Source organism: Chryseobacterium sp. 2987, from assembly GCF_031456375.1.
In the GTDB taxonomy this organism is placed as follows: domain Bacteria; phylum Bacteroidota; class Bacteroidia; order Flavobacteriales; family Weeksellaceae; genus Chryseobacterium; species Chryseobacterium vaccae.
On sequence record NZ_JAVDUN010000003.1, the window covers coordinates 547,734 to 571,225 of the forward strand.

At 38.7% G+C, this 23,492-nt stretch carries 26 protein-coding genes and 1 riboswitch; of the genes, 14 read left to right on the top strand and 12 right to left on the bottom strand.

Annotated features, from left to right (window positions below):
- Positions 1-4 precede the first annotated feature (4 nt).
- The 3 genes from J2Y40_RS12125 to J2Y40_RS12135 all read left to right on the top strand — a co-directional run bounded on the left by J2Y40_RS12125 (position 5) and on the right by J2Y40_RS12135 (position 2,073).
- Entirely contained in the window at positions 5-628 is a 624-nt protein-coding gene (locus J2Y40_RS12125) for a hypothetical protein (protein WP_309999169.1), read from the top strand.
- Positions 618-1,397 carry a (Fe-S)-binding protein gene (locus J2Y40_RS12130; protein ID WP_153396378.1) on the top strand — a complete coding sequence of 260 codons (780 nt, stop codon included), beginning with the start codon at positions 618-620 and terminating at the stop codon, positions 1,395-1,397. The genes J2Y40_RS12125 and J2Y40_RS12130 overlap by 11 nt, the downstream gene beginning before the upstream one ends.
- A 187-nt stretch (positions 1,398-1,584) precedes the next feature.
- Positions 1,585-2,073, top strand: a complete 489-nt coding sequence (locus J2Y40_RS12135; RefSeq protein WP_153396376.1) for a hypothetical protein — start codon at positions 1,585-1,587, stop codon at positions 2,071-2,073.
- A 21-nt stretch (positions 2,074-2,094) separates the two neighbouring features.
- Here J2Y40_RS12135 and J2Y40_RS12140 read toward each other — a convergent pair whose 3' ends face one another.
- Positions 2,095-2,703: a DapH/DapD/GlmU-related protein gene (locus J2Y40_RS12140; RefSeq protein WP_153396374.1), complete on the bottom strand. Its 609-nt coding sequence runs from the start codon at positions 2,701-2,703 to the stop codon at positions 2,095-2,097.
- Positions 2,690-3,922 carry an oligosaccharide flippase family protein gene (locus J2Y40_RS12145; protein WP_153396372.1) on the bottom strand — a complete coding sequence of 411 codons (1,233 nt, stop codon included), beginning with the start codon at positions 3,920-3,922 and terminating at the stop codon, positions 2,690-2,692. The genes J2Y40_RS12140 and J2Y40_RS12145 overlap by 14 nt, the downstream gene beginning before the upstream one ends.
- Before the next feature lie 71 nt (positions 3,923-3,993).
- Between J2Y40_RS12145 and J2Y40_RS12150 the strand changes: the two genes are divergently transcribed.
- Both J2Y40_RS12150 and serS read left to right on the top strand, forming a co-directional pair.
- Positions 3,994-4,518, top strand: coding sequence for a hypothetical protein (locus J2Y40_RS12150; RefSeq protein WP_153396370.1), 525 nt, complete (start codon positions 3,994-3,996; stop codon positions 4,516-4,518).
- A gap of 67 nt (positions 4,519-4,585) precedes the next feature.
- The gene (gene serS, locus J2Y40_RS12155; protein ID WP_153396368.1) at positions 4,586-5,854 is read left to right on the top strand and encodes a serine--tRNA ligase; all 1,269 of its coding nucleotides are present in this window, start codon (positions 4,586-4,588) and stop codon (positions 5,852-5,854) included.
- 57 nt (positions 5,855-5,911) lie between these two features.
- Here the strand turns inward: serS and J2Y40_RS12160 are convergent, their stop codons facing one another.
- The 10 genes from J2Y40_RS12160 to J2Y40_RS12205 all read right to left on the bottom strand — a co-directional run bounded on the left by J2Y40_RS12160 (position 5,912) and on the right by J2Y40_RS12205 (position 16,381).
- Positions 5,912-6,688, bottom strand: coding sequence for a hypothetical protein (locus J2Y40_RS12160; protein WP_309999177.1), 777 nt, complete (start codon positions 6,686-6,688; stop codon positions 5,912-5,914).
- A gap of 78 nt (positions 6,689-6,766) precedes the next feature.
- Entirely contained in the window at positions 6,767-7,498 is a 732-nt protein-coding gene (locus tag J2Y40_RS12165) for a hypothetical protein (protein WP_309999182.1), read from the bottom strand.
- A 24-nt stretch (positions 7,499-7,522) separates the two neighbouring features.
- Positions 7,523-8,281, bottom strand: coding sequence for a sulfite exporter TauE/SafE family protein (locus J2Y40_RS12170; protein ID WP_153396363.1), 759 nt, complete (start codon positions 8,279-8,281; stop codon positions 7,523-7,525).
- Positions 8,272-8,724: a FixH family protein gene (locus tag J2Y40_RS12175; RefSeq protein ID WP_153396361.1), complete on the bottom strand. Its 453-nt coding sequence runs from the start codon at positions 8,722-8,724 to the stop codon at positions 8,272-8,274. Before J2Y40_RS12175 ends, J2Y40_RS12170 begins: the two co-directional genes overlap by 10 nt.
- A 9-nt stretch (positions 8,725-8,733) precedes the next feature.
- Complete coding sequence (gene ccoG, locus J2Y40_RS12180) at positions 8,734-10,188, bottom strand: cytochrome c oxidase accessory protein CcoG (protein WP_309999184.1); 1,455 nt, start codon at positions 10,186-10,188, stop codon at positions 8,734-8,736.
- A gap of 98 nt (positions 10,189-10,286) precedes the next feature.
- Positions 10,287-11,165, bottom strand: a complete 879-nt coding sequence (locus J2Y40_RS12185; RefSeq protein WP_153396357.1) for a c-type cytochrome — start codon at positions 11,163-11,165, stop codon at positions 10,287-10,289.
- 10 nt (positions 11,166-11,175) lie between these two features.
- Positions 11,176-11,376 (bottom strand): CcoQ/FixQ family Cbb3-type cytochrome c oxidase assembly chaperone, encoded by a 201-nt coding sequence (locus J2Y40_RS12190; protein WP_062698701.1) that lies wholly within the window; start codon positions 11,374-11,376, stop codon positions 11,176-11,178.
- Positions 11,377-11,394: 18 nt separating this feature from the next.
- Positions 11,395-13,656, bottom strand: a complete 2,262-nt coding sequence (ccoN, locus tag J2Y40_RS12195) for a cytochrome-c oxidase, cbb3-type subunit I (protein ID WP_153396355.1) — start codon at positions 13,654-13,656, stop codon at positions 11,395-11,397.
- 27 nt (positions 13,657-13,683) lie between these two features.
- A complete protein-coding gene (ccoS, locus tag J2Y40_RS12200; RefSeq protein ID WP_153396353.1) occupies positions 13,684-13,893 on the bottom strand; it encodes a cbb3-type cytochrome oxidase assembly protein CcoS in 210 nt (69 codons plus the stop codon).
- Between the two features lie 109 nt (positions 13,894-14,002).
- Complete coding sequence (locus J2Y40_RS12205; protein ID WP_153396351.1) at positions 14,003-16,381, bottom strand: heavy metal translocating P-type ATPase metal-binding domain-containing protein; 2,379 nt, start codon at positions 16,379-16,381, stop codon at positions 14,003-14,005.
- A gap of 89 nt (positions 16,382-16,470) precedes the next feature.
- On the opposite strand from J2Y40_RS12205, the gene J2Y40_RS12210 reads away from it, so the two are divergent.
- The 9 genes from J2Y40_RS12210 (at position 16,471) to J2Y40_RS12250 (ending at position 23,489) form a co-directional block, all read left to right on the top strand.
- Complete coding sequence (locus J2Y40_RS12210; protein ID WP_153396349.1) at positions 16,471-17,184, top strand: Crp/Fnr family transcriptional regulator; 714 nt, start codon at positions 16,471-16,473, stop codon at positions 17,182-17,184.
- A gap of 63 nt (positions 17,185-17,247) precedes the next feature.
- Positions 17,248-18,063, top strand: coding sequence for a 3-methyl-2-oxobutanoate hydroxymethyltransferase (panB, locus tag J2Y40_RS12215; protein ID WP_153396347.1), 816 nt, complete (start codon positions 17,248-17,250; stop codon positions 18,061-18,063).
- A gap of 3 nt (positions 18,064-18,066) precedes the next feature.
- Positions 18,067-18,384 (top strand): hypothetical protein, encoded by a 318-nt coding sequence (locus J2Y40_RS12220; protein ID WP_153396345.1) that lies wholly within the window; start codon positions 18,067-18,069, stop codon positions 18,382-18,384.
- 6 nt (positions 18,385-18,390) lie between these two features.
- Positions 18,391-19,071: an RluA family pseudouridine synthase gene (locus tag J2Y40_RS12225; RefSeq protein ID WP_153396343.1), complete on the top strand. Its 681-nt coding sequence runs from the start codon at positions 18,391-18,393 to the stop codon at positions 19,069-19,071.
- 151 nt (positions 19,072-19,222) lie between these two features.
- Positions 19,223-19,319: riboswitch (TPP riboswitch) on the top strand.
- Positions 19,320-19,377: 58 nt separating this feature from the next.
- Positions 19,378-19,584: a sulfur carrier protein ThiS gene (gene thiS, locus J2Y40_RS12230; protein ID WP_309999192.1), complete on the top strand. Its 207-nt coding sequence runs from the start codon at positions 19,378-19,380 to the stop codon at positions 19,582-19,584.
- Positions 19,585-19,596: 12 nt separating this feature from the next.
- Positions 19,597-21,408 carry a phosphomethylpyrimidine synthase ThiC gene (gene thiC / locus J2Y40_RS12235; RefSeq protein ID WP_153396340.1) on the top strand — a complete coding sequence of 604 codons (1,812 nt, stop codon included), beginning with the start codon at positions 19,597-19,599 and terminating at the stop codon, positions 21,406-21,408.
- Positions 21,405-21,992 carry a thiamine phosphate synthase gene (locus J2Y40_RS12240; protein WP_153396338.1) on the top strand — a complete coding sequence of 196 codons (588 nt, stop codon included), beginning with the start codon at positions 21,405-21,407 and terminating at the stop codon, positions 21,990-21,992. Before thiC ends, J2Y40_RS12240 begins: the two co-directional genes overlap by 4 nt.
- Positions 21,993-22,011: 19 nt before the next feature.
- Entirely contained in the window at positions 22,012-22,626 is a 615-nt protein-coding gene (locus tag J2Y40_RS12245) for a thiamine phosphate synthase (protein WP_153396336.1), read from the top strand.
- Between the two features lie 86 nt (positions 22,627-22,712).
- Complete coding sequence (locus J2Y40_RS12250) at positions 22,713-23,489, top strand: thiazole synthase (protein WP_153396334.1); 777 nt, start codon at positions 22,713-22,715, stop codon at positions 23,487-23,489.
- Positions 23,490-23,492 lie beyond the last annotated feature (3 nt).

Consider the following 23,492-nt stretch of genomic DNA (forward strand, 5'->3'; position numbering starts at 1 on the left):
ACAGATGAAAAAACTATTCTTAACCTTTTTGCTGATCTGTTCAGCCTTTATGATGGCACAGTCAGCAGATGAAAAGAAAATCCTTGAAGATTCACAGTCATTCATGACCTTGCTGGAAAAGAAGGACTATGACAGGATGCTGGATATGACCCATCCCGGAATTTTTGAAAAAATGGACAAAAATACATTGTCCAACTCTTTCAAAGCCATGCTTGAAGGCAATGAAGAATTTAAAATAGAGATTATAAATGCCGATAAGAATGCTTTCAGCGTATCACAGATCTTTAAAACAGGAGATGATGTAAAATATGCTTTTGTTACCTATCCCATGAAAATGAAAATGACCTTTCTTCAGGAAAAATTTGATGAGGATAAGAAAAAGATGATGCTGGAGATGATGGAAATGCAGGGAATGAAAGCACAATTTGTCAATGATTCCGCTTTGGAAATGAGTAAAGAGAGCATGATTATAGCTTTGAACGATAAAGTAACCAAAGGATCCTGGAAATATCTCAATTATGATGAAGCCAATCCTCTGTATGTTTCGGTAGTTCCGGCAGAAATCATGACAAAAGCTAAGGAATACTATGCTGATTTTTTAATTAAACAGAAAAAGAATGCAAATTAAAACAATGGCAGAATATGCTGCCGAAGGAAAATCCCCTGAAGTTTTATTTTGGGTTGGATGTGCCGGAAGTTTTGACGACCGTGCCAAAAAAATTACAAAAGCATTTTGCAAAATATTGAATAAGATAGGTGTTGAATTTGCCGTTCTGGGACAGGAAGAAAGCTGTACCGGTGACCCCGCAAAACGTGCAGGAAACGAATTTGTTTTCCAGATGATGGCCCTTACCAATATTGAGGTATTAAATGCCTATGAAGTGAAAAAAATCGTTACCGCGTGTCCACACTGTTTCAATACCCTGAAAAATGAATATCCTAGTCTTGGCGGGAATTACGAAGTGGTTCACCATACCCAGTTCCTTAAAACCCTTATGGAAGAAGGAAGATTAAAGATTGAAGGAGGGGCTTTCAAAGGAAAGAAAATTACGTTCCACGATCCATGTTACCTGGGAAGAGCCAATGATGAGTACGAAGCACCAAGAATACTTCTTGAAAAGCTGGATGCAGAGTTGGTAGAAATGAAACGTTGCAGAACAAACGGTCTGTGTTGTGGTGCAGGTGGCGCGCAGATGTTCAAAGAACCTGAAAAAGGAAATAAAGACATCAACATCGAAAGAACAGAAGAAGCATTGTCTTTTGAGCCTAAAGTAATTGCCACCGGATGCCCTTTCTGTAATACAATGATGACGGATGGAGTGAAGCATTTCAATAAGAATACAGAAGTAGCCGTAAAAGATATTGTAGAACTTCTTGCTGAAGCGGAAGATTTATAAAATTCTTATCCATAAAATAAATAACCCAGACTTAGTCCTGGGTTTTTCTTTGTCTTAAACTCAGGAATATTTCTTAATTTTATACTTTAAAAATTGACAGGATATAGAAATCATCTTACAGGATTCTCTGATTGATAAACAAAGATGTAAGTGGGAAATTATATCCGAAAAAAATAAATATTTAGATATGAAAATTGAAGAATCCAATATTGTAGAAACCAACGACTACAGAGTGATTATATACCCGGCATCCAGACCTTTTGAAACAAAAGAGGCTAAAATAATTACTGAAAAACTGTTCGATTTCCTTGCCACTTGGGCAGCTCACGGAAAACCGCTTTCTTCCTCATTTAAAATTGAAAAAAATCAGTTTATTGTGGTTTGTGTAGACGAAGAGAAAGAAATGGCTTCAGGATGCAGTATTGATGCCTTAGGGAAGGTGATGAGAGAGATTGATGAAGAGTACAAGCTTGGACTTTTCGACAGGATGAAAGCCAGCTTTGTAGAGAATGGTGAAGTGAAAACATTAAAGTTAATCGACTTTAAAACCCAATTAAGAAACGGAGAATTATCTAAAGATATTCAGGTTTTTGACTTCTCTAAAAATACATACCTGGACTTTTTAAGTCATTTCTTACTTCCGCTTGAAAAAAGCTGGGCAGCAGGTATTGCTTAAAAATATAGCATAACATAACATTTAGAACTTTAAATTGAAGCCTTCAGGCAGTTTTCTGTTGAAAACCGTTTGGGAAAAGTCCTCAATATAAGGTTCTTTTTGTTTGATCACCCTACACGGATTTCCTACGGCAATAGAATTCGACGGAATATCTTTAGCAACAATAGAACCGGCTCCAATAACTACATTATCTCCTATGGTAACTCCCGGAAGAATTACGGAATTGGTTCCCACAAATACATTGTTTCCGATGGTAATCGGTGGACATTTATCGTGAATGCTGTGGTCATTATGATTATGATTCGCAGAGATAAGAGAAGTTCCGGCTCCAAATCCTACATTGCTTCCGATAATGATACCATTATTTGCCTGGATATAGATATTCGGATTGTCTCCGGGGTCGCATAAAATCCCTTTCTTAATATTCTGGTAGGCTCTTACCTCTGAAGTGAAATGAACCGGCCATGGGACTTTTCCGTTAATTCTCAGAAATTTCTGCGGAACCGTGTACTGAAAAAAAAGAACATGAGGAAGCATGTATTCGTACTTCTGACGGTAATACTGCGGATAGAAAAAATTATTAATTCGGTGAAATATCTGGTACTCAATAAATTTTTTAATCGGATTCATTCTTTTTCAGCATAAACATGATGTAAAAATACAAAAATCCATAGCCTAAAAACAAAAATAGAGAAAAAATACCCACCAGATAGCTGATTCCTTTTTCTTTTCCAATCAGGATCGCAGCAATATTAGCGAGGAAAAGGTAAATGTTAAAAACAAGGGCTACATTACTTTTCTTCAGAATTAGTAATACATCAGAAATGGGATTGATAAGACTTCGCGTCAGGTATCCGAACGACATCAGGAAGATAAATAGTCCCAGATGTTCCCAGTTTTTATTGAAAAATAGTTTCAGAACCGGAATTCCGGCCACATTGATGAGAATATAGAGGGCGAAAATGATATAAAAGTTCATAAGACTCATCTTTCTTGTATAAGCAAACAGTTCGCTTCTGCTATTCCCCCGGTTATTGATTTCTGCAGCTTTCGGATAATATACCGTTGCAATGGAAGAGGATATGAGAAGAAGGGGAACAGACATGATTTTTACCGCTAAAGAATACTCTCCAAGCAGCGAATCTGCAAAATAAAGCGAGATCAGAATCGGCATGATGTTGTTGCCTAGGGCATTGATCAGTGTGGAAGGGTAGGTGTATTTAAAAATTTCAGGCCTTTTTTTCGTGTTGGTGAGGTACCTTTGAAAATCAGGTTTTACAAAATACTTCCTGGAATAATAAATGGCGGCAAAAAAAGCAGTAAGAAAGCCAATTAAACTGCCGATAACAAGACCATTTTCTATTTTAAAGAACACAAACACCACCTGAAAAAGAAAACTTACAACAGAATCTATAATGGTTAGGATGGAGACCTGTTTAAACAATTTTTTTTTAGCCAGAAGAAATTTAGCGTTATTCGTAAATAAATAGATAAATCCGGAAAAAACTCCTAAGAACATAATATCTTTAGAAATATGGAAAGGAAGAAATACCAGCAAAAAGCTGATCAGGGTAAAACCAGCAGAAATAATGGCTGAAGCACTGAAGTTATTATTAATCTCGTGTTCATTTCCTTCAAGCATAATCTGGTGTTCCTGCGCCAGGCTCAGGACGATCGCGAATATGCTCATAATACTCAGATAAATGCTGAAAATACCATACTCTGAAGATCCGTAATATTTAGCCAAAAGAAGACCTCCGATCACCAGTACAAACTTCGAAATGAAATTTCCTTTGAAGATGGTGGTAACGTGGCTGCCGTTTATTCTTTTGAGTTTGTTTAAAAACATGTTAAAATATTACATGGACAAATATATAATTATACATTTGCATAAAAAAGATTATTGAAAATTAACAGCAGATGAAATTCAACTTCAAATATTTTTTTGCAGCAACGTTTAGTGCTATTCTGTTTTTACTGATTTCATGCGGGCGTGATGATGATTCTTTACAGAGAATTGACCAGATCATGAACATTTATGTGACCAATGGTGCAGGACAAGATTTGCTGAACGCTAAAAAACCGGGATCGTATACTGGCTATGCCGTTAATGATATTAATGGTGATAAAGATATTTCTCCGGTACCGATTTCGCTTAAAATGACGACTGACTCGTTATATTATTTTGAATATATTGCCGGAGCCAAAAGAATAGTATTTGATTCCATCAGCCCTGATAGTAAGAATTTCCGTTCCAGAATGACCTTTACTTACTCCAAAAAAGTGGGTGATCAGACGGTTACTGAAAGTGATGTTATGGAGGTCCACTACCGATGGACACCTTCCTTATTTCAGGTTTCTGAAGTATTATACAACGGAAATCCTGTATTTTCAAAAGGAGCAGATGAACCTAATTCAATAAATAAGGTTACTATCGTAAAATAATTTTAAATTTGTAAATTGTTAACTTGATACATAAGTTTAACATCCTAATATTTAACATCTAAATAAAATGTTACAAGTCAATTTTTTGCGCGACAATAAAGAACGCGTTTTAGAAGGTCTTAAAAAAAGACAATTCAAAAATCTTGAGTTGGTAGACAACGCTGTTGCTGCTGACGACGAAAGAAAAAGAATCCAGTTTGAATTAGATTCGCAGCTTTCCGAGATCAACAAAATCTCCAAAGAAATCGGGCTTTTGATGAAAGAAGGAAAGAAAGAAGAAGCAGAATCGGCAAAATCTAAAACAGCACAATACAAAGAGTCGAGTAAAGAATTACAGTCCCAGTTAGATGTTACGGAAAAGGCATTACTGGATATTCTATATCAGTTACCAAACATTCCTAATGAGCAGGTAAAAAGCGGGGCTTCTGCTGATGATAACGAGATTATTTATCAGTCTCATGACGTGGAAGGTCTTGGCGAAGGTGCAATTCCTCACTGGGAACTGGCCAAAAAATACAACCTGATTGATTTTGAATTGGGGGTAAAAATTGCCGGAGCAGGATTTCCGGTTTATTTAGGAAAAGGAGCAAGGCTGCAGAGAGCTTTGGTTCAGTATTTCCTGGATAAAAATGTGGATAAAGGATATACAGAAGTTAATCCGCCTCACGTTGTGAATGAAGCTTCAGGATTTGGAACAGGGCAGCTGCCTGATAAAGAAGGACAGATGTATTACATCAACGAAGATAATTTATATCTGATTCCTACCGCTGAAGTTCCTGTAACCAACCTTTACCGTGATGTATTGTTTGATGAAAAAGATCTTCCTGTAAAGAATACCGCTTTTTCACAATGCTACAGAAGAGAAGCGGGAAGCTACGGAGCCCACGTAAGAGGTCTGAACCGTCTTCACCAGTTCGAAAAAGTTGAAATCGTAAGAATTGAAAAGCCAGAGAACTCTTATGCGGTTCTGGAAGAAATGGTAGAACATATCAAGGAAATCCTTACTGATCTTGAACTTCCTTTCAGAGTGTTGAGACTTTGCGGTGGAGATACCGGTTTTGCGGCAGCAATGACCTATGATTTTGAAGTATGGAGTGCTGCACAGGAAATGTGGCTGGAAGTAAGCTCAGTATCCAACTTTGAAACATTTCAGGCTAACCGTCTGAAATGCCGTTACAAAGGTGATGGGAAATCCCAGCTGGTACACACGCTGAACGGTTCCGCTATGGCTCTTCCGAGAATTATGGCTGCATTGCTAGAAAACAATCAGACAGCGGAAGGAATTAAACTTCCTAAGAAAATTGCAGAATATGCGAGGTTTGATCTGATCAGCTAAATAAGATCAGTGATTTAAAAATAGAACCCATCGGCATCCGATGGGTTTTTTATGTTTTTATTCTGTTGTTATCACTACTTTTTTATCCTTATCTACAAGATTTTTATTGTCGATCAGGTCATTTGATCTTACCGTGATCTGTACTGTTTTGTTATCGATCTGTTTTACAAAATCATGCTTTCCTTCGATTTTTTTAATGGGTTTCTGAAATTTCAGAGTATTGGTAAACGTAAGATTGAACATTCTGAGCATTCCGGCCATTCCTGAAGCCATTTGCTTTCCATACGCTTCAATAGAGTCACTTTTAGTTTGAGGGACTGTATTTTCGGGCTGATCTTTTTCTTCCAGGATTTTCAGGATTCCGTCAGAGTTAAATTTATCCGTATTGATGGTCAGCGATTTTCCGTTCCAGACGGCAATATCCTGAAGCGGAATTTTTTTCAGACGTTTGTCGCTGTTCAGAAGCTGTGTGATTTCTGAAGGCATCAGCTTATCATATTTTAAAGAGAGACCCAGGATTTCTCCTTTGTCTTTATTTACTTTCATATAGAGCTTTTTCAGGGCTTTTGCAGAATCTTCATTAATGGTAATTTTTCCGTTTTTCTGAACATCATACAGGCTTTTCCATTCCGTGGGAAGATTATCCAGTTCCTTAAGTTTCTGGGAATCTGTACCCAGCATGCTCATCATTCCCATGACACTTTTATCCATAAGAATATTGGACTGCATACTTGTAGCGGAATCTTTATAATAAGTAGTTTCTGTATTAATAGAGCAGGACTGCAGTACAGCAAAAAGTACGGCCGCCCATATCCATTGCATCTGTTTTATCATTGTTGAAATTTTTTGTGGTTGAAATTATTATTACAAAACGGATACCAACAAAAAAACTGCTGAATTCAGCAGTTCCTGTTATTCAGTAACGATCACGATATTTTTATCCGCATTTTTAAGTGCTGTTTCCTGTTCATACAGAGCTTTGAGGTTATAACTGATCTTTAAGGTGTAATCATCAATCTGCTTCAGCCAGTCATGTTTTCCGGTGATTGATTTTATTTTCTTCTCAAATTTCAGGTTTGTGCTGATGCTATTAAAGAACATCATCATCATGCTTTCCATCTTTTGAGGATTGTCTCTGGAGGCTTTCGAGATTATAGAAGCTTCAATATTTTTCAGATTAAAATTTTCTGTATTGATAGTAAGCGTTTTTCCATCCCAGAGATTGAAGATGTTCTGATCAACAGGCAGTCTTTCAACTTTAATATAATGGCTGAGTATGGAGTAATCATCCTGAGTGAAATATTCTGTTTTCAGAGAAACACCAGTAGGTTCATCATTTTCTCTGTTGGTTTTCATAAAGATCTTTTTCATGATCCGGATGTGCTCCGGGTTGGTGTCCTTTACTTCTCTACTCTTTTGTTCCAGCTCCTGAAGATTTGTCCAGGCAGAGGGAAACTTATCAAGATCGCTGTACTCATTTAAAGAATCTGGAGTAGCCGCTTTCATTTCTGCGATAAACTGTTTCATATCAATATCGGTCACAGAAGTAGATGTCGCATCTTTATGGAAAACAATTTCGGAGTTTACATTGCAAGATTGTAGGATAAAAAGGCTGGTAATCAATACAAAAAATAGCTTCCTCATGGAAATGAAATAAAAAAGACTGGTTTAATGACAGTTGGTAGAGGTATGATCGTGTCCCTCAATGTGACAGTTAGCGCTATTATGGTCTTTGGAGATGCCCATTGCTTCGGCTCTTGGTGAAATGTAAGGAATACCTAGTTCAAGGCCTCTCAGGATAAACAATCCTCCCAGAATGATCATAATTACAGGGACGGCTTTTAATATTTTCAGCCTAAAAGCCTGATTCATGAGATTTCCGGCTAAAACTACAGCAAACATGAACGGGAGGGTCCCCAATCCGAATAAAGCCATATATAAAGCTCCCTGCCATATTCCTCCGCCTGCAAGACTTGCGGTAAGGGCCATATAAACCATTCCGCAGGGTAAGAAGCCATTCAGGATTCCTGTAGTAAATCTGGATCGGTAATCAGCTTTCTGAAGCAGTTTTCCTAAATTCGATTTTACAGAAAATAAGAACCCTGAAAGAAAAGGTATTTTTGAGGCGAAATCTTTTCCTCCAAAAGAAAATAACGCCATAACGATCAGAAGAATTCCTGCCGTAATGGTAAGATATTGCTGGAAGCCTGCCATTTCAAATCCTTCTCCCACAATTCCTAAAATAGCTCCCAAAAGGGAATAGGTAAAGATCCTGCCAAACTGATACGTAAGGTTCTGGAGGTAGAAATTAGCTGCCTGCTTTTTGGTAAGTCCCATCGACAGGGCAATAGGGCCACACATTCCGATACAGTGAAAACCGGAAGCAAATCCTAAAGCAATAGCCGATACAACAAGTCCTATTTCCATATTACATCATAATCCATTCTATAGTCTGTTTTATCCTTGGTCCAGGATAGTCTTAACGTGTAATTCCCCATCTTTAAAACCTGTGAAGGGATTACAAATGACTGGCTGGCATCAAGCTGTACAGATTTTTTGATATCTAAATTCTGATCGTCGGTTCTGTTTAAAACAAATTTTACCGTAGTATTGGTATTGTTATAATCTTTTGGAAAAGTGATTTTAATTCCGTCTTTTCCCTGGCTGTATACAGGTCTCTCCTGCAGTTCGTCAGCTCTTTTTTTAGCATCAATCACATCCTGATACTGAAGTTCTTCCTCATAATAATTGTCCGTTACCATTTCAGAGTTTTTCTGCCCGTTCGGGAATAGAAACAGCATGGATAAAATAAAAACGATGAATGCAAATAATGCAATAACAACACCGTGTCCCCAACTAAAGTTTTTCATCTTCTAAAATTAAAATTGCAGTTTGAATGGTCCTTCAAAATAAGTCTGGTAAGAATCTACCAGTTCTCCTTTCATATCATAAACGCCAATAGTGATATTCTGTTTAGACAGTTTCATTTCACCTTCTGGGAAGCTGATATTGATAGTTCCCTTGGAAATTTTATCGCGTTCTATCTCAATCTTGCTTGAAGCACTGTAGGTAATCTCTCCGTGAGCAGGATCGATCACTTTTATCGTCACGATCTTTTTATCGTTCGTCTTATTTAAGAAAGTATAATTATAGGTATTGGTAATTTTTCCGTCTCTTACGAAGAATGTGCTGCCCGCAGGTTTAATAAACTTGGCTTCCATTTCTCCTCTGTTGTACAGAAGGAAGCCTAAAAACCCAATCAGAAGGAATAGGAATACTGTAAATCCTTTCATTCTTCCGGTAAATTTAAACTGTGTTTCTTTTTCAATTTCGTTTTCGGAAGCATATCTGATCAGTCCTTTCGGAAGACCTACTTTTTCCATTACTTCATCGCAGGCATCAATACAGGCAGTACAGTTAATACATTCCAGCTGCTGCCCGTCACGGATATCAATTCCTGTAGGACATACCACAACACATTGGTGACAATCGATACAATCCCCTTTTCCTGCTGCTTTTCTGTCTTCTCCTTTTCTCCACTTGGATCTGTTTTCCCCTCTCTTAAAATCGTAGAAAACATTGATGGTATCTTTATCAATCAAAACGCCCTGAAGCCTTCCATACGGACACACCAATGTACATACCTGCTCTCTGAACCATGCAAATACAAAATAAAATGCGGCGGTAAAGAGAATCATCACCATAAAATTGGTAGGATGGGCAAACGGTCCTTCGGATACAATTTTGATCACTTCTTCATAGCCTACAATATACATAAACATAAAGTGGGTAATGATAAGTGAGATTACAATGTATACGGACCATTTCAGACTTCTTTTCCAGATTTTTTCACTGTTCCATTCCTGTCTGTCCAGCTTCATCTGCTTGTTACGGTCCCCTTCAATAAGATACTCGATTTTACGGAAGATGGATTCCATAAAAATTGTCTGAGGGCATATCCACCCGCAGAAAATTCTTCCGAATGCAATCGTAAAAACGATAATAAAAATTAAGGAGGCAATAGCGCCTAAAGTCAGGATGAAAAAGTCCTGTGGATAAAAAGGTTGTCCGAAAATGAAGAACTCTCTATCAATAACATTGAATAAAAAGAATGGATTTCCGTTGATCTTCAAAAACGGTATGGTAAAATAAACGACTAATAAAAGATAGCTTACAATATTTCTATAGTTGGTATACTTCCCTTTTGGCTTCCTTGGAAATACCCATCTTCTTTTTCCGGATTGCTCCATTGTCCCTATAGAATCTCTGTAAGTTTCAGGGTCCAGAACCTGTCCCTGTCCGCCTCGTACTTCTGTTTCTTCTATGTCTGACATATTGTGTAGGTTTTAAAAAAAGAAAAAACATAATTCGTTACTATTTTTTAATCTAATAACAAATTATGTTTTTTTCATATGTTTTCTAATTTTTTAAATTATTCTTTTTCCCAGTGAGCTTCATCTCCATATGGTGGAGCACCTCCCTGAGCCGGAGTAATTGGCTGCTGTTCCTGGTTAATGTGGTATACATAAGCGGCAACATTCTGGATGTCTGTCCCTGTTAATACCCCATTTTTACCCCAAGCCTGCATCGCTGTACCTGTTACCCCATTTTCTACAACGTGGAATACGTTTTTGAATAAGGTTTTTTCAGGCTGGTTGTGCCAGTAGTTATCAGTAAGGTTGGGTCCGATACCCCCTCTACCACCATCAGAGTGACAAGAAACACAGTTGGTTTTGAATACTTCCTCACCGGCAGCAATGTTATCTGCAGAATACTTCGCAGATTCAATTGTTACTGGAGGCTGTTCTTTCATGTATTTGTCAATAGCTGCCATCTGCTCTTTATATTCTTTCTCGTACTCGCTTAACGGGTGTGCGAAGTCTGTAAAAGAGTAGGCTGCAATGTATACAATACAAAAAGCAGTCCCAAAGTAGAATAAACCTACCCACCATTTTGGTAACTGGTTGTCAAGTTCCATAATGCCATCGAAACCGTGGTCAATAAGGATGTCTTTCTCTTCCGTTTCAGATTGCTTTTTGAATGCAGCGTCATACATTCTTCTTAAGAAAGGTATCTTCTTCTCTGCAAGGTAAGCTGCTTTTTCTTCCGGAGATAGTTTTTTGAATTTGTTATTCTCAATCAAATCTCCAATAGCACTGTGGATGTATGCTAAAATGGCACTGATCACAACAGTTCCCCAGAAATAAGGAGAGGCTAAGAACGAGTAGCTCTGTACAAATAAATAATAAAAAACTATTAAAAGTCCGGTTATTATTAAGATGTTTACAACAACAGGTGTTCTTTGTTTCATAATAAATAGTTTAATTTTTTAAATTAAAATCGTCATCTTCATCATCCCCCAGAGGAGCCTCTTCTTCTTCTTTGTAATATTTCTTAGGCCTGCTAAAAACATAGATTACTAAAGCTACGAAGAACAGCAAAAAGAAAATCAGAGCCAACGTCTGGTAGAAACCAGCGTTTTCTGTATTGGATAATATATCTTTAAAGTTCTGAGGAATCATGTGAACCTTTTAATGTTTTTAGTTATTACTTGCTGTTTTGATTTCAGTGGTTTTGATATCTGTTCCTAATCTTTGAAGATAAGAGATAAGAGCTACAATCTCTTTTTTCTCTAATTCTCCCTGAGGTTTCTTAGCGTATTCCGTTTTAAGGTCATTCGCTTCAGAGAAGATATCTTTCACAATTTTCTTCGCCTGATTATCTGCCCATGTATTGGCAGAGTCAATTTCAGCTTTAGTGTAAGGTACATCAAATGTATTCTTCATCAGCTTCAATTTGTCTACCATTTTAGATCTGTCCAAATCGGTAGAAATTAACCAAGGGTAACGAGGCATGATAGAACCAGCAGAGGTAGATCTTGGGTTGTACATGTGCTTGTAATGCCAAGAACTTGGGTTTTTACCTCCTTCTCTATGTAAATCCGGTCCTGTTCTCTTAGAACCCCATAGGAATGGTCTGTCGTATACGAATTCTCCTGCTTTGGAGTACTGTCCGTTTTTACCGTTGAATCTAACAATCTCGTCTCTGAACGGTCTGATCATCTGAGAGTGACAAGCGTTACATCCTTCACGGATATAGATGTCTCTACCTTCCAGTTCAAGTGGTGAATAAGGTTTTACCGCTGAAATGGTAGGTACACTTTTCTTAAGAGATAGAGTAGGAATGATCTCCACCATACTACCAATTGAAATCGTGAATAAAGATAGAACAGTCAATAACATTGGCATTCTTTCCAACCAAAGGTGGAATCCTTCTCCCTCTTTACGTTTGTTTCCGATATTAGCTAAAGCAGGTGCTTCTGCAGGTACTTCCTTCTGGAATGATCCTTTTCTTACCGTAGCAATTACGTTAACGATCATTAAGATAGCTCCTGAAATATAGAATAACCCTCCTAAGAATCTCATTTTGAAGTAAGGAATAATTGCAGTTACTGTATCCAACCAGTTTTTCCATAATAGAGTTCCGTCCGGGTTGAACTGCTTCCACATTAATCCTTGTGTAAATCCTGAAATATACATTGGTACTGCATAGAAAATAATTCCTAATGTCCCTAACCAGAAATGCCAGTTAGCTAATTTTACAGACCATATTTTTGTTCTCCACATGATTGGAACCAGGTAGTAGATAACCCCGAATGCCATGAAACCATTCCATCCAAGAGCTCCTAAGTGTACGTGACCAATAACCCAGTCTGTGAAGTGACCAATTTTGTTGATGTTTTTTGTTGCTAAAAGAGGACCTTCAAAAGTCGCCATACCGTAGCATGTTACTGCCACTACGAAGAACTTAAGAATAGGATTCTCTCTTACTTTATCCCAGGCACCTCTTAAGGTAAGAAGCCCGTTTAGCATTCCCCCCCATGATGGTGCAATAAGCATGATTGAGAAACCTGTTCCCACAGCCTGTGCCCATGCCGGAAGTGCTGTATACTGAAGGTGGTGAGGACCAGCCCAGATATATACGAAAATTAATGACCAGAAGTGAATAATAGACAGTTTGTATGAGAATACCGGTCTGTCTGCCGCTTTTGGCAAGAAGTAATACATTAAACCTAGAACCGGAGTTGTCAGTACGAATGCCACTGCATTGTGACCATACCACCATTGTACAATAGCGTCTTTTGCTCCTGCATAAGCAGAATAAGATTTCCAGCCAGCGAAAGATAATGGAACTTCAAGGTTGTTGAAGATATGAAGCATTGCTACTGCAACCCATGTACCCAAATAGAACCAGATCGCCACATAAAGGTGTCTAACCCTTCTCTTAGCAATCGTCATAATCATATTCACCCCGAAAATGATCCATGATATAGCAATTAATATATCAATTGGCCATTCATGTTCTGCATATTCTTTTGATGTATTGATCCCCATAAAGAAGGTAATGAACGTAGCAACGATCATTAACTGCCAGGTCCAGAAATGAATCCATGACAATGTATCACTATACATTCTTGTTTTTAATAATCTCTGTGTAGAGTAGTATACTCCAACGTAAACAATATTACAAACGAATGCAAAGATTACGGTGTTGGTGTGCAGCATTCTGATTCTACCAAAACCAAATGCACCATGAGTGTTTATTAGCCCTTGAATATTGCCGGAGGCAAGACTATTGATGGTTGTGTCATCAGTTCCGAAAAAGAATTCGGGTAATTCAGGGTAGAAAAGCATTAATGCCGCCGTAAGCCCAAACGTAAACCCTATAAAACCAAAGATGATGGTCGCATAGAGGAACGCACGGACAATACTGTTGTCATAACTAAACTTTTGTGTTTCCATATCAACTATTCACTATTTTTCTCAAATTTATTTATTCTCTCCTATTTTTTTGTCGTCTTTATTTTTGTCGCCATTTTCATCATCTTCTCTGACTACTCTCTCGTCATCGAAAAGGATTCTGACAGCCGGAGATTCATCATCTTCAAACTGCCCTTTTTTGGCATACACTATAAATACGACCAGGAAGATCGCAGCTAAAGAAACACTGCAGACGATCATTAAATATAGAATATCCATTGGACAACAAAATTAACCTATTTTCGGGGTTCAAATTTAGTGAAAAATAATGACATTCATCACGAAATGCCGATTTCAGCTAATTTAAAATCAGTCTAAATAAGAGGCTTTAAGCCTGTTTTTTGAAATGTTTCCGGCCTAAAATCCAGGTAGCAAGTGTAGTAAATGTAACAACAGTAATGGAACTGATTGGCATGATGATTGCAGCGAAGAGCGGATGCATATGACCTGTAACTGCGTAACTTAAACCAACAATATTGTAAAGGAAGCTGATTATGAATGTCATTTTTACAATGGTGATAGAGCCTTTGCAAACGTTCAGGTAATTATCCAGAGTGACCACTTTTTCACCGTTCATAATCACGTCGGAAGATGGAGTAAAGCTGTTCGTATCATCAGCAATAGCAATTCCTACATTACTTTGCTTCAATGCTCCGGCATCGTTAAGACCATCTCCAAGCATGGCCACTTTCATATGCTGATCCTGAAGGGTTTTGATATAATTCAGTTTGTCTTCCGGGCTTTGGTTGAAAGCCATTCCTTTGAAGTTAGGAATAAGCTCCTTAAGCTGTTTTTCCTCTGATGAATTATCCCCGCTCAGGATGAATATTTTGTAATCAGTAAGTTTTGTGAAGAGCTCTTTCAGTTTTGGACGATATTCGTTTTTGAAAATAAATTTCCCTAAGAATTCACCATTTTTACTAATATAGACCGCAGTTTCCAGGTTTTTAGGTTCCTGGTTGTTATATCGTGCAGAACCAATTTTGTAAAGATTTCCCCGTACTTCGGCCTCGTAGCCTTTTCCGGAAATTTCTTTGAAGTTTTCAACGGTGAAATAATCATCACTCACCTCAATGAACTCGTATAGTGATTTTGAAAGTGGGTGGTTGGAGTTTTTTAATAGAGTTTTGATATTTAGAGTATCGAACTCACTAATTTCAGCACCTTCATATCTGATGTTTGATTTTTTACGATGGGTAATCGTTCCGGTCTTGTCAAAAACAATCGTATCAAGCTTAGCGATTTTTTCAATCGTAAGAGTGTCTTTTACGTAAAATTTATTCCGCCCTAATATCCTCATAATGTGGCCGAAAGTGAACGGCGCAGATAGAGCAAGAGCACAAGGGCACGCAATGATCAGGATGGCAGAAATTACCTGGAACATTTTCTCCAGATCGATAAAAGCCCAATACGTTCCGGCTATCACGGCAATGCCTAAAATGATGAATGTGAAATATTTACTGATGCTGTTAGTCAGCGTATCAAGCCCCGTTTCATGCTTTTTGAAAGCTTCTTTGTTCCATAGCTGGGTAAGGTAACTCTGATCGACATCTTTAATGACTTCAAGTTCCAATGAAGATCCGATTTGTTTTCCTCCTGCAAAAATTTTATCTCCGGGCTGTTTACTGATGCTTACACTTTCTCCGGTAATAAAGCTGTTGTCGATATTTCCTTCCCCATTAATCAGGATGGCATCTACAGGAATGATTTCCTGGTTTCTTACTAAAATCCGGTCTCCTACTTTAACTTCAGAAAGAAGAATATTATCCTGTTTTCCTTCAAAATCAACTTTGGTAACAGCAATAGGATAGAAGGATTTGTAATCTCTATCATAAGAAAGCGCACTGTAGGTTCTTTTCTGGAAAATTTTCCCCATCAGCATAAAGAAGAGGAGTCCGCACAAAGTATCAAAATATCCGGGACCGTAATTGGTGGCTACTTCATAGACGCTTCTTCCGAACAGAACAAAGATCCCCAATACAATGGGTACGTCAATGTTAACAATTCCGTTCTTCAGCCCATACCACGCTGATTTATAATAATCCGAAGCTGAATAGAAGACAACCGGGCAGGCCAGCAGGAACATAAGAACTCTGAAAAGACCTTTATAATGTTCCATCCAATAATCTTCTCCACCTACATATTCCGGGAACGCAAGGAACATCCCGTTTCCGAAAGCAAATCCGGCAATCGCAAATTTTACCAACAGTGATTTGTCCAGATGATCTACATTTTTATCTGCTGTTTCAAGGCTGATGACAGGTTTGTAACCTAAATTGGTTAAAAAATTAGCTAGTTCGCTTAATTTGAAATCGTTATGGTTGAATGAAATCTGTAAGGTCTTGCGGGTGAAGTTAACCTGGGAGTAATTAATATTTTTGTTCAGGGTATGAAGGCTTTCTAATAGCCATATACATGATGAACAGTGAATTACTGGGATTTTGAAAGTGACAAGGCTGGTGTTTCCTTCCGAGAAATCAGTGACCTTTTCGAAGATCTCCGGAGTGTCAAGATAATCAAACTGTGAAGAGCTTTCATCACTTGGACGGATTCCTGCTCTTTTATTAAGCTCGTAAAAATTACTTAAATTATTGGTATTCAGAATCTCGTATACAGACTTGCAGCCATTGCAGCAGAAAGTCTTTTCATCAAACAGAATTCTCTCTTTTTCTATACCTTGACCACAATGAAAACAGTTCTCGCTCACCTCCCTAAAATATTGAACTACAAAATTATAACAATTTTTTTTGTTTATCGAGTTAAAAAGTTCTATTTTTGTGATAAATGTCATATAAAATGTCGCAGGAACAACAGATTGCAATTGAAGAGAGGTTCGCCAGAGTTTTTAATGATAAATCTTTTAAGGAAAGACTTTCCAGTGTAGATTTTGAAAAATATATTAACGGCAAAAAAAGACTGAGTTTTCAGAAACATGATACCATTTTTGAGGATGGAGAAACACCAAAGGGAGTGTTTGTTCTGGAAAAAGGGGCCGCTAAATTATCCAAATCAGGGGCTTTCGGCAAAGATCAGATCTTAAGATTTATTAAAGAAGGGGACATTATCGGCTATCGTTCATTGCTTTGCGGGGAAAATTTCCAGGCAAAAGCTGAGGCCATGACAGATATTGAATGCATTTTCCTGCCTGCAGATATTTTTATGTACCTTCTTGAGGTAGATCCGCAGTTGTCTTTTGTGATGCTTCAGAAAATTTCTTACGAATTGGGAGAGTCATCTAATACCATTACTTTCCTTGCTCAGAAAACCGTTAGAGAAAGATTAGCGGAAATATTACTGTTACTGGAACAGAAGTTAGGTGTAGATCCGGAAGGGTTCATCAAAATTTCTTTAACAAGAGAAGAAATTGCCAACATTATCGGTACTGCTACCGAAAGTGCCATCCGTTTGATCTCTGAATTTAAAGGAGACAATCTCATTGAAGTAGATGGAAGAAATATCAAAATCCTGAATCACGACAAACTCATGAAACTAGGTCACGTAGTTTTATAAAAATCATACAAAAATTCAAGTCGGCGCAAGCCGACTTTTTAACTTTTAAAAAATAGATACATTATGTCTGTTCACTCTGAAATTAAAAAAGTTACAACTGAAACCTTGCGTAAAATGAAATTCGACAAGGAAAAAATAACTATGCTTACCGCTTATGACTTTACCACGGCTAAAATGGTAGATGCAGGAGGTGTGGATGCCATTTTGATCGGAGACTCTGCCGCGAATGTAATGGCAGGTTTTGAAACTACACTCCCAATTACATTGGATCAGATGATCTATCATGCTCAAAGTGTGGTAAGAGGTACCGACAGAGCTTTGGTTGTAGCAGATTTGCCTTTCGGAACTTATCAGAGTAATCCTGAAAAAGCATTGGAGTCTGCGGTAAGAATGATGAAAGAAGGCGGTGCACATGCCGTAAAAATTGAAGGAGGAAAAGAAATTTCCAAATCCATTAAAAAGATCATCAATGCTGGGATTCCGGTAATGGGACATCTGGGATTAACGCCCCAGTCTATCTATAAATTCGGAACCTATAAAGTAAGAGCAAAAGAAGAAGCGGAAGCTGAAAAATTGATTGCTGATGCACAGCTTTTAGAAGAATTGGGATGTTTCTCCATTGTATTGGAAAAAATTCCGGCTGATTTAGCTAAAAAAGTTACCGAAAGCATTTCTATTCCTACCATCGGAATCGGTGCAGGAGCAGACTGTGACGGACAGGTTCTGGTATATCATGATATGGTGGGGATGAACAAAGGTTTCAGTCCTAAATTCCTGAGAAGATATCTTGATCTTTATACTGAAATTACAGGAGCCGTTTCCCAATATGTGAAAGATGTGAAAAGTGTTGAATTTCCAAATGAAAGTGAAAGTTATTAATCTATGAACAATCAACAGAAATCACTTCAGGGAATATTGTCTATTGCAGCACTGATCTGTCTTGCTGTAGGCTGGTTTAATTTATTTTCTCCGGAAATCAATCATCTTCTTTCAAGAAAGGTGTTTTATGTACTGATAGGGGCAAGCTTCTTTATTCAGGCACCTTTATTTTTAAACAAAAATCTGTCGTATGCGATGTACGGCGCAGCATTGATCTGTATTGTAGGAGCATTTCTGCCGGATGATTCAAAACTTTCAGCGATTAAAACGTTGGGGCTTTTAGGAGGAATTATCCTTTCATTGGCCAACAGACCGAGATAAATTCAGATGATGGAGGAGCAGATTGTATATGAAGACAACCATCTTCTGGTGGTCAATAAAAAAGTCGGTCAGCTTGTACAGGGTGATAAGACCGGTGATGAATCATTATTAGAGACCATCAAGAATTTTATAAAAAAAAGAGATAACAAACCGGGGAATGTTTTCCTCGGTCTTGTTCATCGTATAGACCGGCCCACCTCAGGTCTGGTAATCTATGCCAAAACGTCCAAGGCGCTTTCCCGTCTTACCCAGATGGTAAAAAACAGGGAAATTAAAAAGACCTATTGGGCAATAGTGGGTAAGGAAATGATCCCGAAAACTCAAAGGCTGGTTCATTATTTAAAGAAAAACGAAAAGAACAACAAAGCAATCGTATTTCCCAAAGCTACAGATGGTGCAAAAGAGGCAATTTTAACCTATCATGTGATCAAAACACTGGATAATTATATGCTTCTTGAAATTGATCTGGAAACAGGAAGGCATCACCAGATCCGTGCCCAGCTTTCTAAAACCGGAGTGCCCATCAAAGGAGATCTTAAATACGGTTCTCCCCGCTCCAACCCGGATGGAGGAATTAATCTTCATGCGAGAAAACTGGAGTTTATTCACCCGGTTACCAAGGAAAAAATAGAGATTACCGCTCCCGTTCCACAGAATGATGCCGTTTGGAGAGCTTGTGATGAATAAAAAAAACCTGCAAATTTTCTGCAGGTTTTTTTATGGCATTCTTTTATTTGTATTTAATGTGCAATGAATTGCATCAATAAAATATTATTTTGTTGATGGTTTTTGTTTAAAAACTAAATTTTGCCTGTTCTGAAAAAATAACTAACTTCGTCCCATACTTTAGGGGTGTCTGTGAACAACAGACTGAGACTTTACCCTTTGAACCTGATCTGGATCATACCAGCGTAGGGAAAAGTAGGTGACTTTTGCTGTGCATTCTATTGTACAATAACAGCCATTCCTAAAGTATATTTAAAATTATTAGGAATGGAACTTACAATCAACCACACCCGAAAAACATTTGCTGTACTTCCCGAAAATCTGGAAGCACTAATGGCTATGGAACTCCCCGGAAAGAAAAAAGGAATTGCCGTAGCCCTCAACAACCGTATTGTTCCGCTGTCCGCCTGGGCAGAGACCATTCTCAATGATAAAGATTCAGTATTAATCATCACAGCTGCCCAGGGCGGCTAATAAAATACAGTTATGGCTCATTCAATCACACGTTCGCCTTTTCCCAACTCTAAGAAAGTCTATGTGGAAGGCACAATACATCCTGTAAGGGTCGCTATGCGCGAAATCCAGTTAAGCCCTACAAAACTCACCAATGGTACTCTTGAAGATAATCCTCCGGTAACGGTTTACGATACCTCGGGACCTTATACCGATGAAAGTTCAGAGATTAATATTCTGAAAGGCTTACCGAGAATCCGGGAACAGTGGATTCTTGAAAGGGAAGATGTTCATGTTCTGGACAGTATCACTTCAGAATACGGAAAGACCCGCCTTGCAGACACCGGTCTTGATGAATTGCGTTTTTCCTATAACCACAATCCTAAAGTGGCCAGAGAAGGGAAAGAAGTAACCCAGCTTTATTATGCAAAAGAGGGTATCATTACACCGGAAATGGAATATGTAGCGATCCGCGAAAATCAAAGAATTGAACAGCTGCAATCGGTTTTAAAAGAAATGGCTTTTCAGCATTCAGGAAACAGTTTCGGAGCCAATACTCCCAAAAGCAAGATCACTCCTGAATTTGTAAGAGATGAAATTGCAGCGGGAAGAGCAATAATTCCGAATAACATCAACCACCCGGAAAGTGAACCCATGATTATCGGGAGGAATTTCCTTGTAAAGATCAATGCGAATATTGGAAACAGCGCTGTTTCGTCAAGCATTGAAGAAGAAGTTGAAAAAGCGGTCTGGGCATGCCGTTGGGGTGCAGATACCATTATGGATCTTTCCACCGGAAAAAATATTCACGAAACAAGAGAGTGGATCATAAGAAACAGCCCGGTTCCTATCGGTACCGTTCCTATTTACCAGGCCCTCGAAAAAGTAAAAGGAATTCCTGAAGATCTGACGTGGGAAGTTTTTAAAGATACCCTTATCGAACAGGCAGAGCAGGGAGTATCTTATTTTACCATTCATGCGGGAGTTCTGCTTCGATATATTCATTTAACGGTTAACAGAGTGACCGGAATCGTCTCAAGAGGCGGTTCCATCATGGCAAAATGGTGCCTTTATCATCATAAGGAAAATTTCCTGTATACCCATTTCGAAGAGATCTGTGAGATCATGAAGAAATACGATGTGGCTTTTTCCTTAGGAGATGGTCTTCGTCCCGGATCCATTGCCGATGCTAATGATGCTGCACAGTTTGCTGAGCTGGAAACTTTAGGTGAACTGACGAAAATAGCCTGGAAACACAATGTACAGGTCATGATTGAGGGTCCCGGTCACGTCCCGATGCACATGATCAAAGAAAATATGGATAAACAGCTGAAAGAATGTCACGAAGCGCCGTTTTATACCTTAGGCCCGTTAACAACAGATATTGCCCCGGGCTACGATCACATCACTTCAGGAATTGGCGCTGCAATGATTGGATGGTTCGGGTGTGCCATGCTGTGTTATGTAACACCAAAGGAGCATTTGGGACTTCCCAATAAAAAAGATGTTAAGGATGGAGTCATTACTTATAAACTGGCGGCTCATGCGGCCGATCTGGCAAAAGGACATCCCGGCGCACAGTACAGAGACAATGCATTAAGCAAGGCAAGATTTGAATTCCGATGGGAAGATCAGTTCAACCTTTCACTAGATCCGGATACCGCCAGAGCTTATCATGATGAAACCCTTCCGGCGGAAGGCGCAAAGATTGCCCACTTCTGTTCGATGTGTGGACCCAAGTTCTGTTCCATGAAAATTACTCAGGAAATCAGAGAGTCTGCCGAGAAAGGAATGCTGGGCAAATCTCAGGAGTTTATAGAAAAAGGAAAGGAAATTTATATATGATCATTGTTATCACTCCTGAACTGATGATTCCTGATGAAACGAAAATGATTAATCAACTGTTCCGGAAAGGACTGGAACTGCTCCACATCAGAAAACCTTTTATCGGGATGAATGGAATGCTGGATTTTCTTAATGGGATCGACAGACTTTTTTATCCTCAGCTGGTATTGCACAGTCATTATGAAGTGGCTGACGAGTATAATATCTCACGTCTTCATTTCAGGGAAACAGCACGGTTGAATGGAGAGCATCAAACATACATCGGTAAAGGTATTCTTTCAACATCTGTTCATGATATTAAAGCTTTCAATAAGCTGGACAAAGAATGGGAGTATGCTTTTATCAGCCCGGTTTTTCCAAGTATTTCGAAAAAAGGATATGGTGAAAATACGAAAACCATTCATGAAATATCTTCTCGGAGCAATCCTGATGTAAAACTGGTTGCGCTGGGCGGAATCAATGAAAATAATATCAGAGAAGCGTTGGATTATGGAGTGGACGGAGTGGCTCTGCTGGGCGGAATCTGGGAGAGTAATCATTCTTTACAAACCTTTGAAAACTGCAGGAAAAATTCTCTTTTGTAATCGAAATAATGAATCAACAATGGAAAAATTACAATACATATCACAGGGAAATACAAGAAAAGAGCAGGAGCTTAATATCCGGAATGCTCTGGATAATGGGATACAGTGGGTTCAGGTCCGGTGGAAAAATGCTCAGGGAAATGAATTGATTAACCTCTGTGAAGTTTCAAAGAAGCTGTGTTCAGAATACCGTGCGTCTCTTATCATTAATGACCATATCCAATTAGTAAAAGAAACCGATGCAGACGGAGTTCACTTAGGGCTTAATGATGATTCGGTTGAAAAAGCAAGGCTGATTTTGGGTGATCATAAAATAATAGGAGGGACAGCCAACACCATAACCGATGTTCTTCAAAGGATGAATGAGCCATGTGATTATATTGGTCTGGGCCCTTTAAGGTTTACGGCTACCAAAGAAAAGCTGAGCCCTGTTCTTGGTTTTGAGGGATATCGCAGCATCATTGAAAATATAAAAGAAAAATCATTGGAGATCCCGAAGATCTTTGCAATTGGCAGCGTTACCCTTGAAGATATTTTACCCTTGCAGCAGATCGGTATTTATGGAGCTGCAGTTTCAGGGGAGATTACCAGACAGCCGTCAATGATTGAAGATTTTAAAAAAGTAATGATATAAAATCGGAATAAACTCAATTTTCCGTTACCCGCTGTAAATGAAAATTGAGATTAGGGGATGATTTTAGAAAAAGCAAATAATTGAATATGAATAATCAAAAATTAGTAATAGCAGACCGGGTATTTGAATCAAGACTGTTTCTGGGAACCGGTAAATTTGGTAGCCTTGGAGAAATGGCAGCATCTATTACCGCTTCAGAAACCAATATGGTAACGATGGCCCTGAAAAGAATTGATTCTCAGGCCGAGGAAGACGGATTGCTGGATTCACTGAAAAGCACCCATGTACATCTGCTTCCCAATACCTCAGGAGCAAGAACAGCTAAAGAAGCGGTATTGGCGGCTCAGCTTGCCAGGGAAGCTCTGGAAACCAACTGGGTTAAGCTTGAAATTCATCCCGATCCGAAATATCTTCTTCCGGATCCTATTGAAACCCTGTACGCAACGGAAGAACTGGCAAAGCTTGGGTTTGTGGTAATGCCGTACATTCATGCAGATCCTGTACTCTGTAAACGTCTTGAAGATGCCGGAACTGCTGTAGTAATGCCTTTGGGAGCACCAATCGGAACAAATAAAGGATTGAGAACACTGGATTTTCTGGAGATTATTATCAGCCAGAGCAATGTTCCTGTTGTGGTAGATGCCGGAATAGGAGCACCTTCAGATGCAGCCAAAGCCATGGAAATGGGAGCAGATGCAGTTCTCGTGAACACAGCCATCGCTGTAGCAGGAAATCCTGTGAATATGGCGGTTGCTTTTAAAGAAGGGGTAATTGCAGGAAGAAGAGCATTTGAATCTGGGCTTGGGGCAGTGATCAATCATGCGGAGGCTTCCAGCCCGTTAACTTCATTTTTATTTGAATAATAT

What these genes read in the sequence shown, in the direction of transcription:
- J2Y40_RS12125 (WP_309999169.1), top strand. Translation starts at nt 5, where the DNA reads ATGAAAAAACTATTCTTAACCTTTTTGCTGATCTGTTCAGCCTTTATG.
- J2Y40_RS12130 (WP_153396378.1), top strand. Translation starts at nt 618, where the DNA reads ATGCAAATTAAAACAATGGCAGAATATGCTGCCGAAGGAAAATCCCCT.
- J2Y40_RS12135 (WP_153396376.1), top strand. Translation starts at nt 1,585, where the DNA reads ATGAAAATTGAAGAATCCAATATTGTAGAAACCAACGACTACAGAGTG.
- J2Y40_RS12140 (WP_153396374.1), bottom strand. Translation starts at nt 2,703, where the DNA reads ATGAATCCGATTAAAAAATTTATTGAGTACCAGATATTTCACCGAATT.
- J2Y40_RS12145 (WP_153396372.1), bottom strand. Translation starts at nt 3,922, where the DNA reads ATGTTTTTAAACAAACTCAAAAGAATAAACGGCAGCCACGTTACCACC.
- J2Y40_RS12150 (WP_153396370.1), top strand. Translation starts at nt 3,994, where the DNA reads ATGAAATTCAACTTCAAATATTTTTTTGCAGCAACGTTTAGTGCTATT.
- serS (WP_153396368.1), top strand. Translation starts at nt 4,586, where the DNA reads ATGTTACAAGTCAATTTTTTGCGCGACAATAAAGAACGCGTTTTAGAA.
- J2Y40_RS12160 (WP_309999177.1), bottom strand. Translation starts at nt 6,688, where the DNA reads ATGATAAAACAGATGCAATGGATATGGGCGGCCGTACTTTTTGCTGTA.
- J2Y40_RS12165 (WP_309999182.1), bottom strand. Translation starts at nt 7,498, where the DNA reads ATGAGGAAGCTATTTTTTGTATTGATTACCAGCCTTTTTATCCTACAA.
- J2Y40_RS12170 (WP_153396363.1), bottom strand. Translation starts at nt 8,281, where the DNA reads ATGGAAATAGGACTTGTTGTATCGGCTATTGCTTTAGGATTTGCTTCC.
- J2Y40_RS12175 (WP_153396361.1), bottom strand. Translation starts at nt 8,724, where the DNA reads ATGAAAAACTTTAGTTGGGGACACGGTGTTGTTATTGCATTATTTGCA.
- ccoG (WP_309999184.1), bottom strand. Translation starts at nt 10,188, where the DNA reads ATGTCAGACATAGAAGAAACAGAAGTACGAGGCGGACAGGGACAGGTT.
- J2Y40_RS12185 (WP_153396357.1), bottom strand. Translation starts at nt 11,165, where the DNA reads ATGAAACAAAGAACACCTGTTGTTGTAAACATCTTAATAATAACCGGA.
- J2Y40_RS12190 (WP_062698701.1), bottom strand. Translation starts at nt 11,376, where the DNA reads ATGATTCCTCAGAACTTTAAAGATATATTATCCAATACAGAAAACGCT.
- ccoN (WP_153396355.1), bottom strand. Translation starts at nt 13,656, where the DNA reads ATGGAAACACAAAAGTTTAGTTATGACAACAGTATTGTCCGTGCGTTC.
- ccoS (WP_153396353.1), bottom strand. Translation starts at nt 13,893, where the DNA reads ATGGATATTCTATATTTAATGATCGTCTGCAGTGTTTCTTTAGCTGCG.
- J2Y40_RS12210 (WP_153396349.1), top strand. Translation starts at nt 16,471, where the DNA reads ATGTCGCAGGAACAACAGATTGCAATTGAAGAGAGGTTCGCCAGAGTT.
- panB (WP_153396347.1), top strand. Translation starts at nt 17,248, where the DNA reads ATGTCTGTTCACTCTGAAATTAAAAAAGTTACAACTGAAACCTTGCGT.
- J2Y40_RS12220 (WP_153396345.1), top strand. Translation starts at nt 18,067, where the DNA reads ATGAACAATCAACAGAAATCACTTCAGGGAATATTGTCTATTGCAGCA.
- J2Y40_RS12225 (WP_153396343.1), top strand. Translation starts at nt 18,391, where the DNA reads ATGATGGAGGAGCAGATTGTATATGAAGACAACCATCTTCTGGTGGTC.
- thiS (WP_309999192.1), top strand. Translation starts at nt 19,378, where the DNA reads ATGGAACTTACAATCAACCACACCCGAAAAACATTTGCTGTACTTCCC.
- thiC (WP_153396340.1), top strand. Translation starts at nt 19,597, where the DNA reads ATGGCTCATTCAATCACACGTTCGCCTTTTCCCAACTCTAAGAAAGTC.
- J2Y40_RS12240 (WP_153396338.1), top strand. Translation starts at nt 21,405, where the DNA reads ATGATCATTGTTATCACTCCTGAACTGATGATTCCTGATGAAACGAAA.
- J2Y40_RS12245 (WP_153396336.1), top strand. Translation starts at nt 22,012, where the DNA reads ATGGAAAAATTACAATACATATCACAGGGAAATACAAGAAAAGAGCAG.
- J2Y40_RS12250 (WP_153396334.1), top strand. Translation starts at nt 22,713, where the DNA reads ATGAATAATCAAAAATTAGTAATAGCAGACCGGGTATTTGAATCAAGA.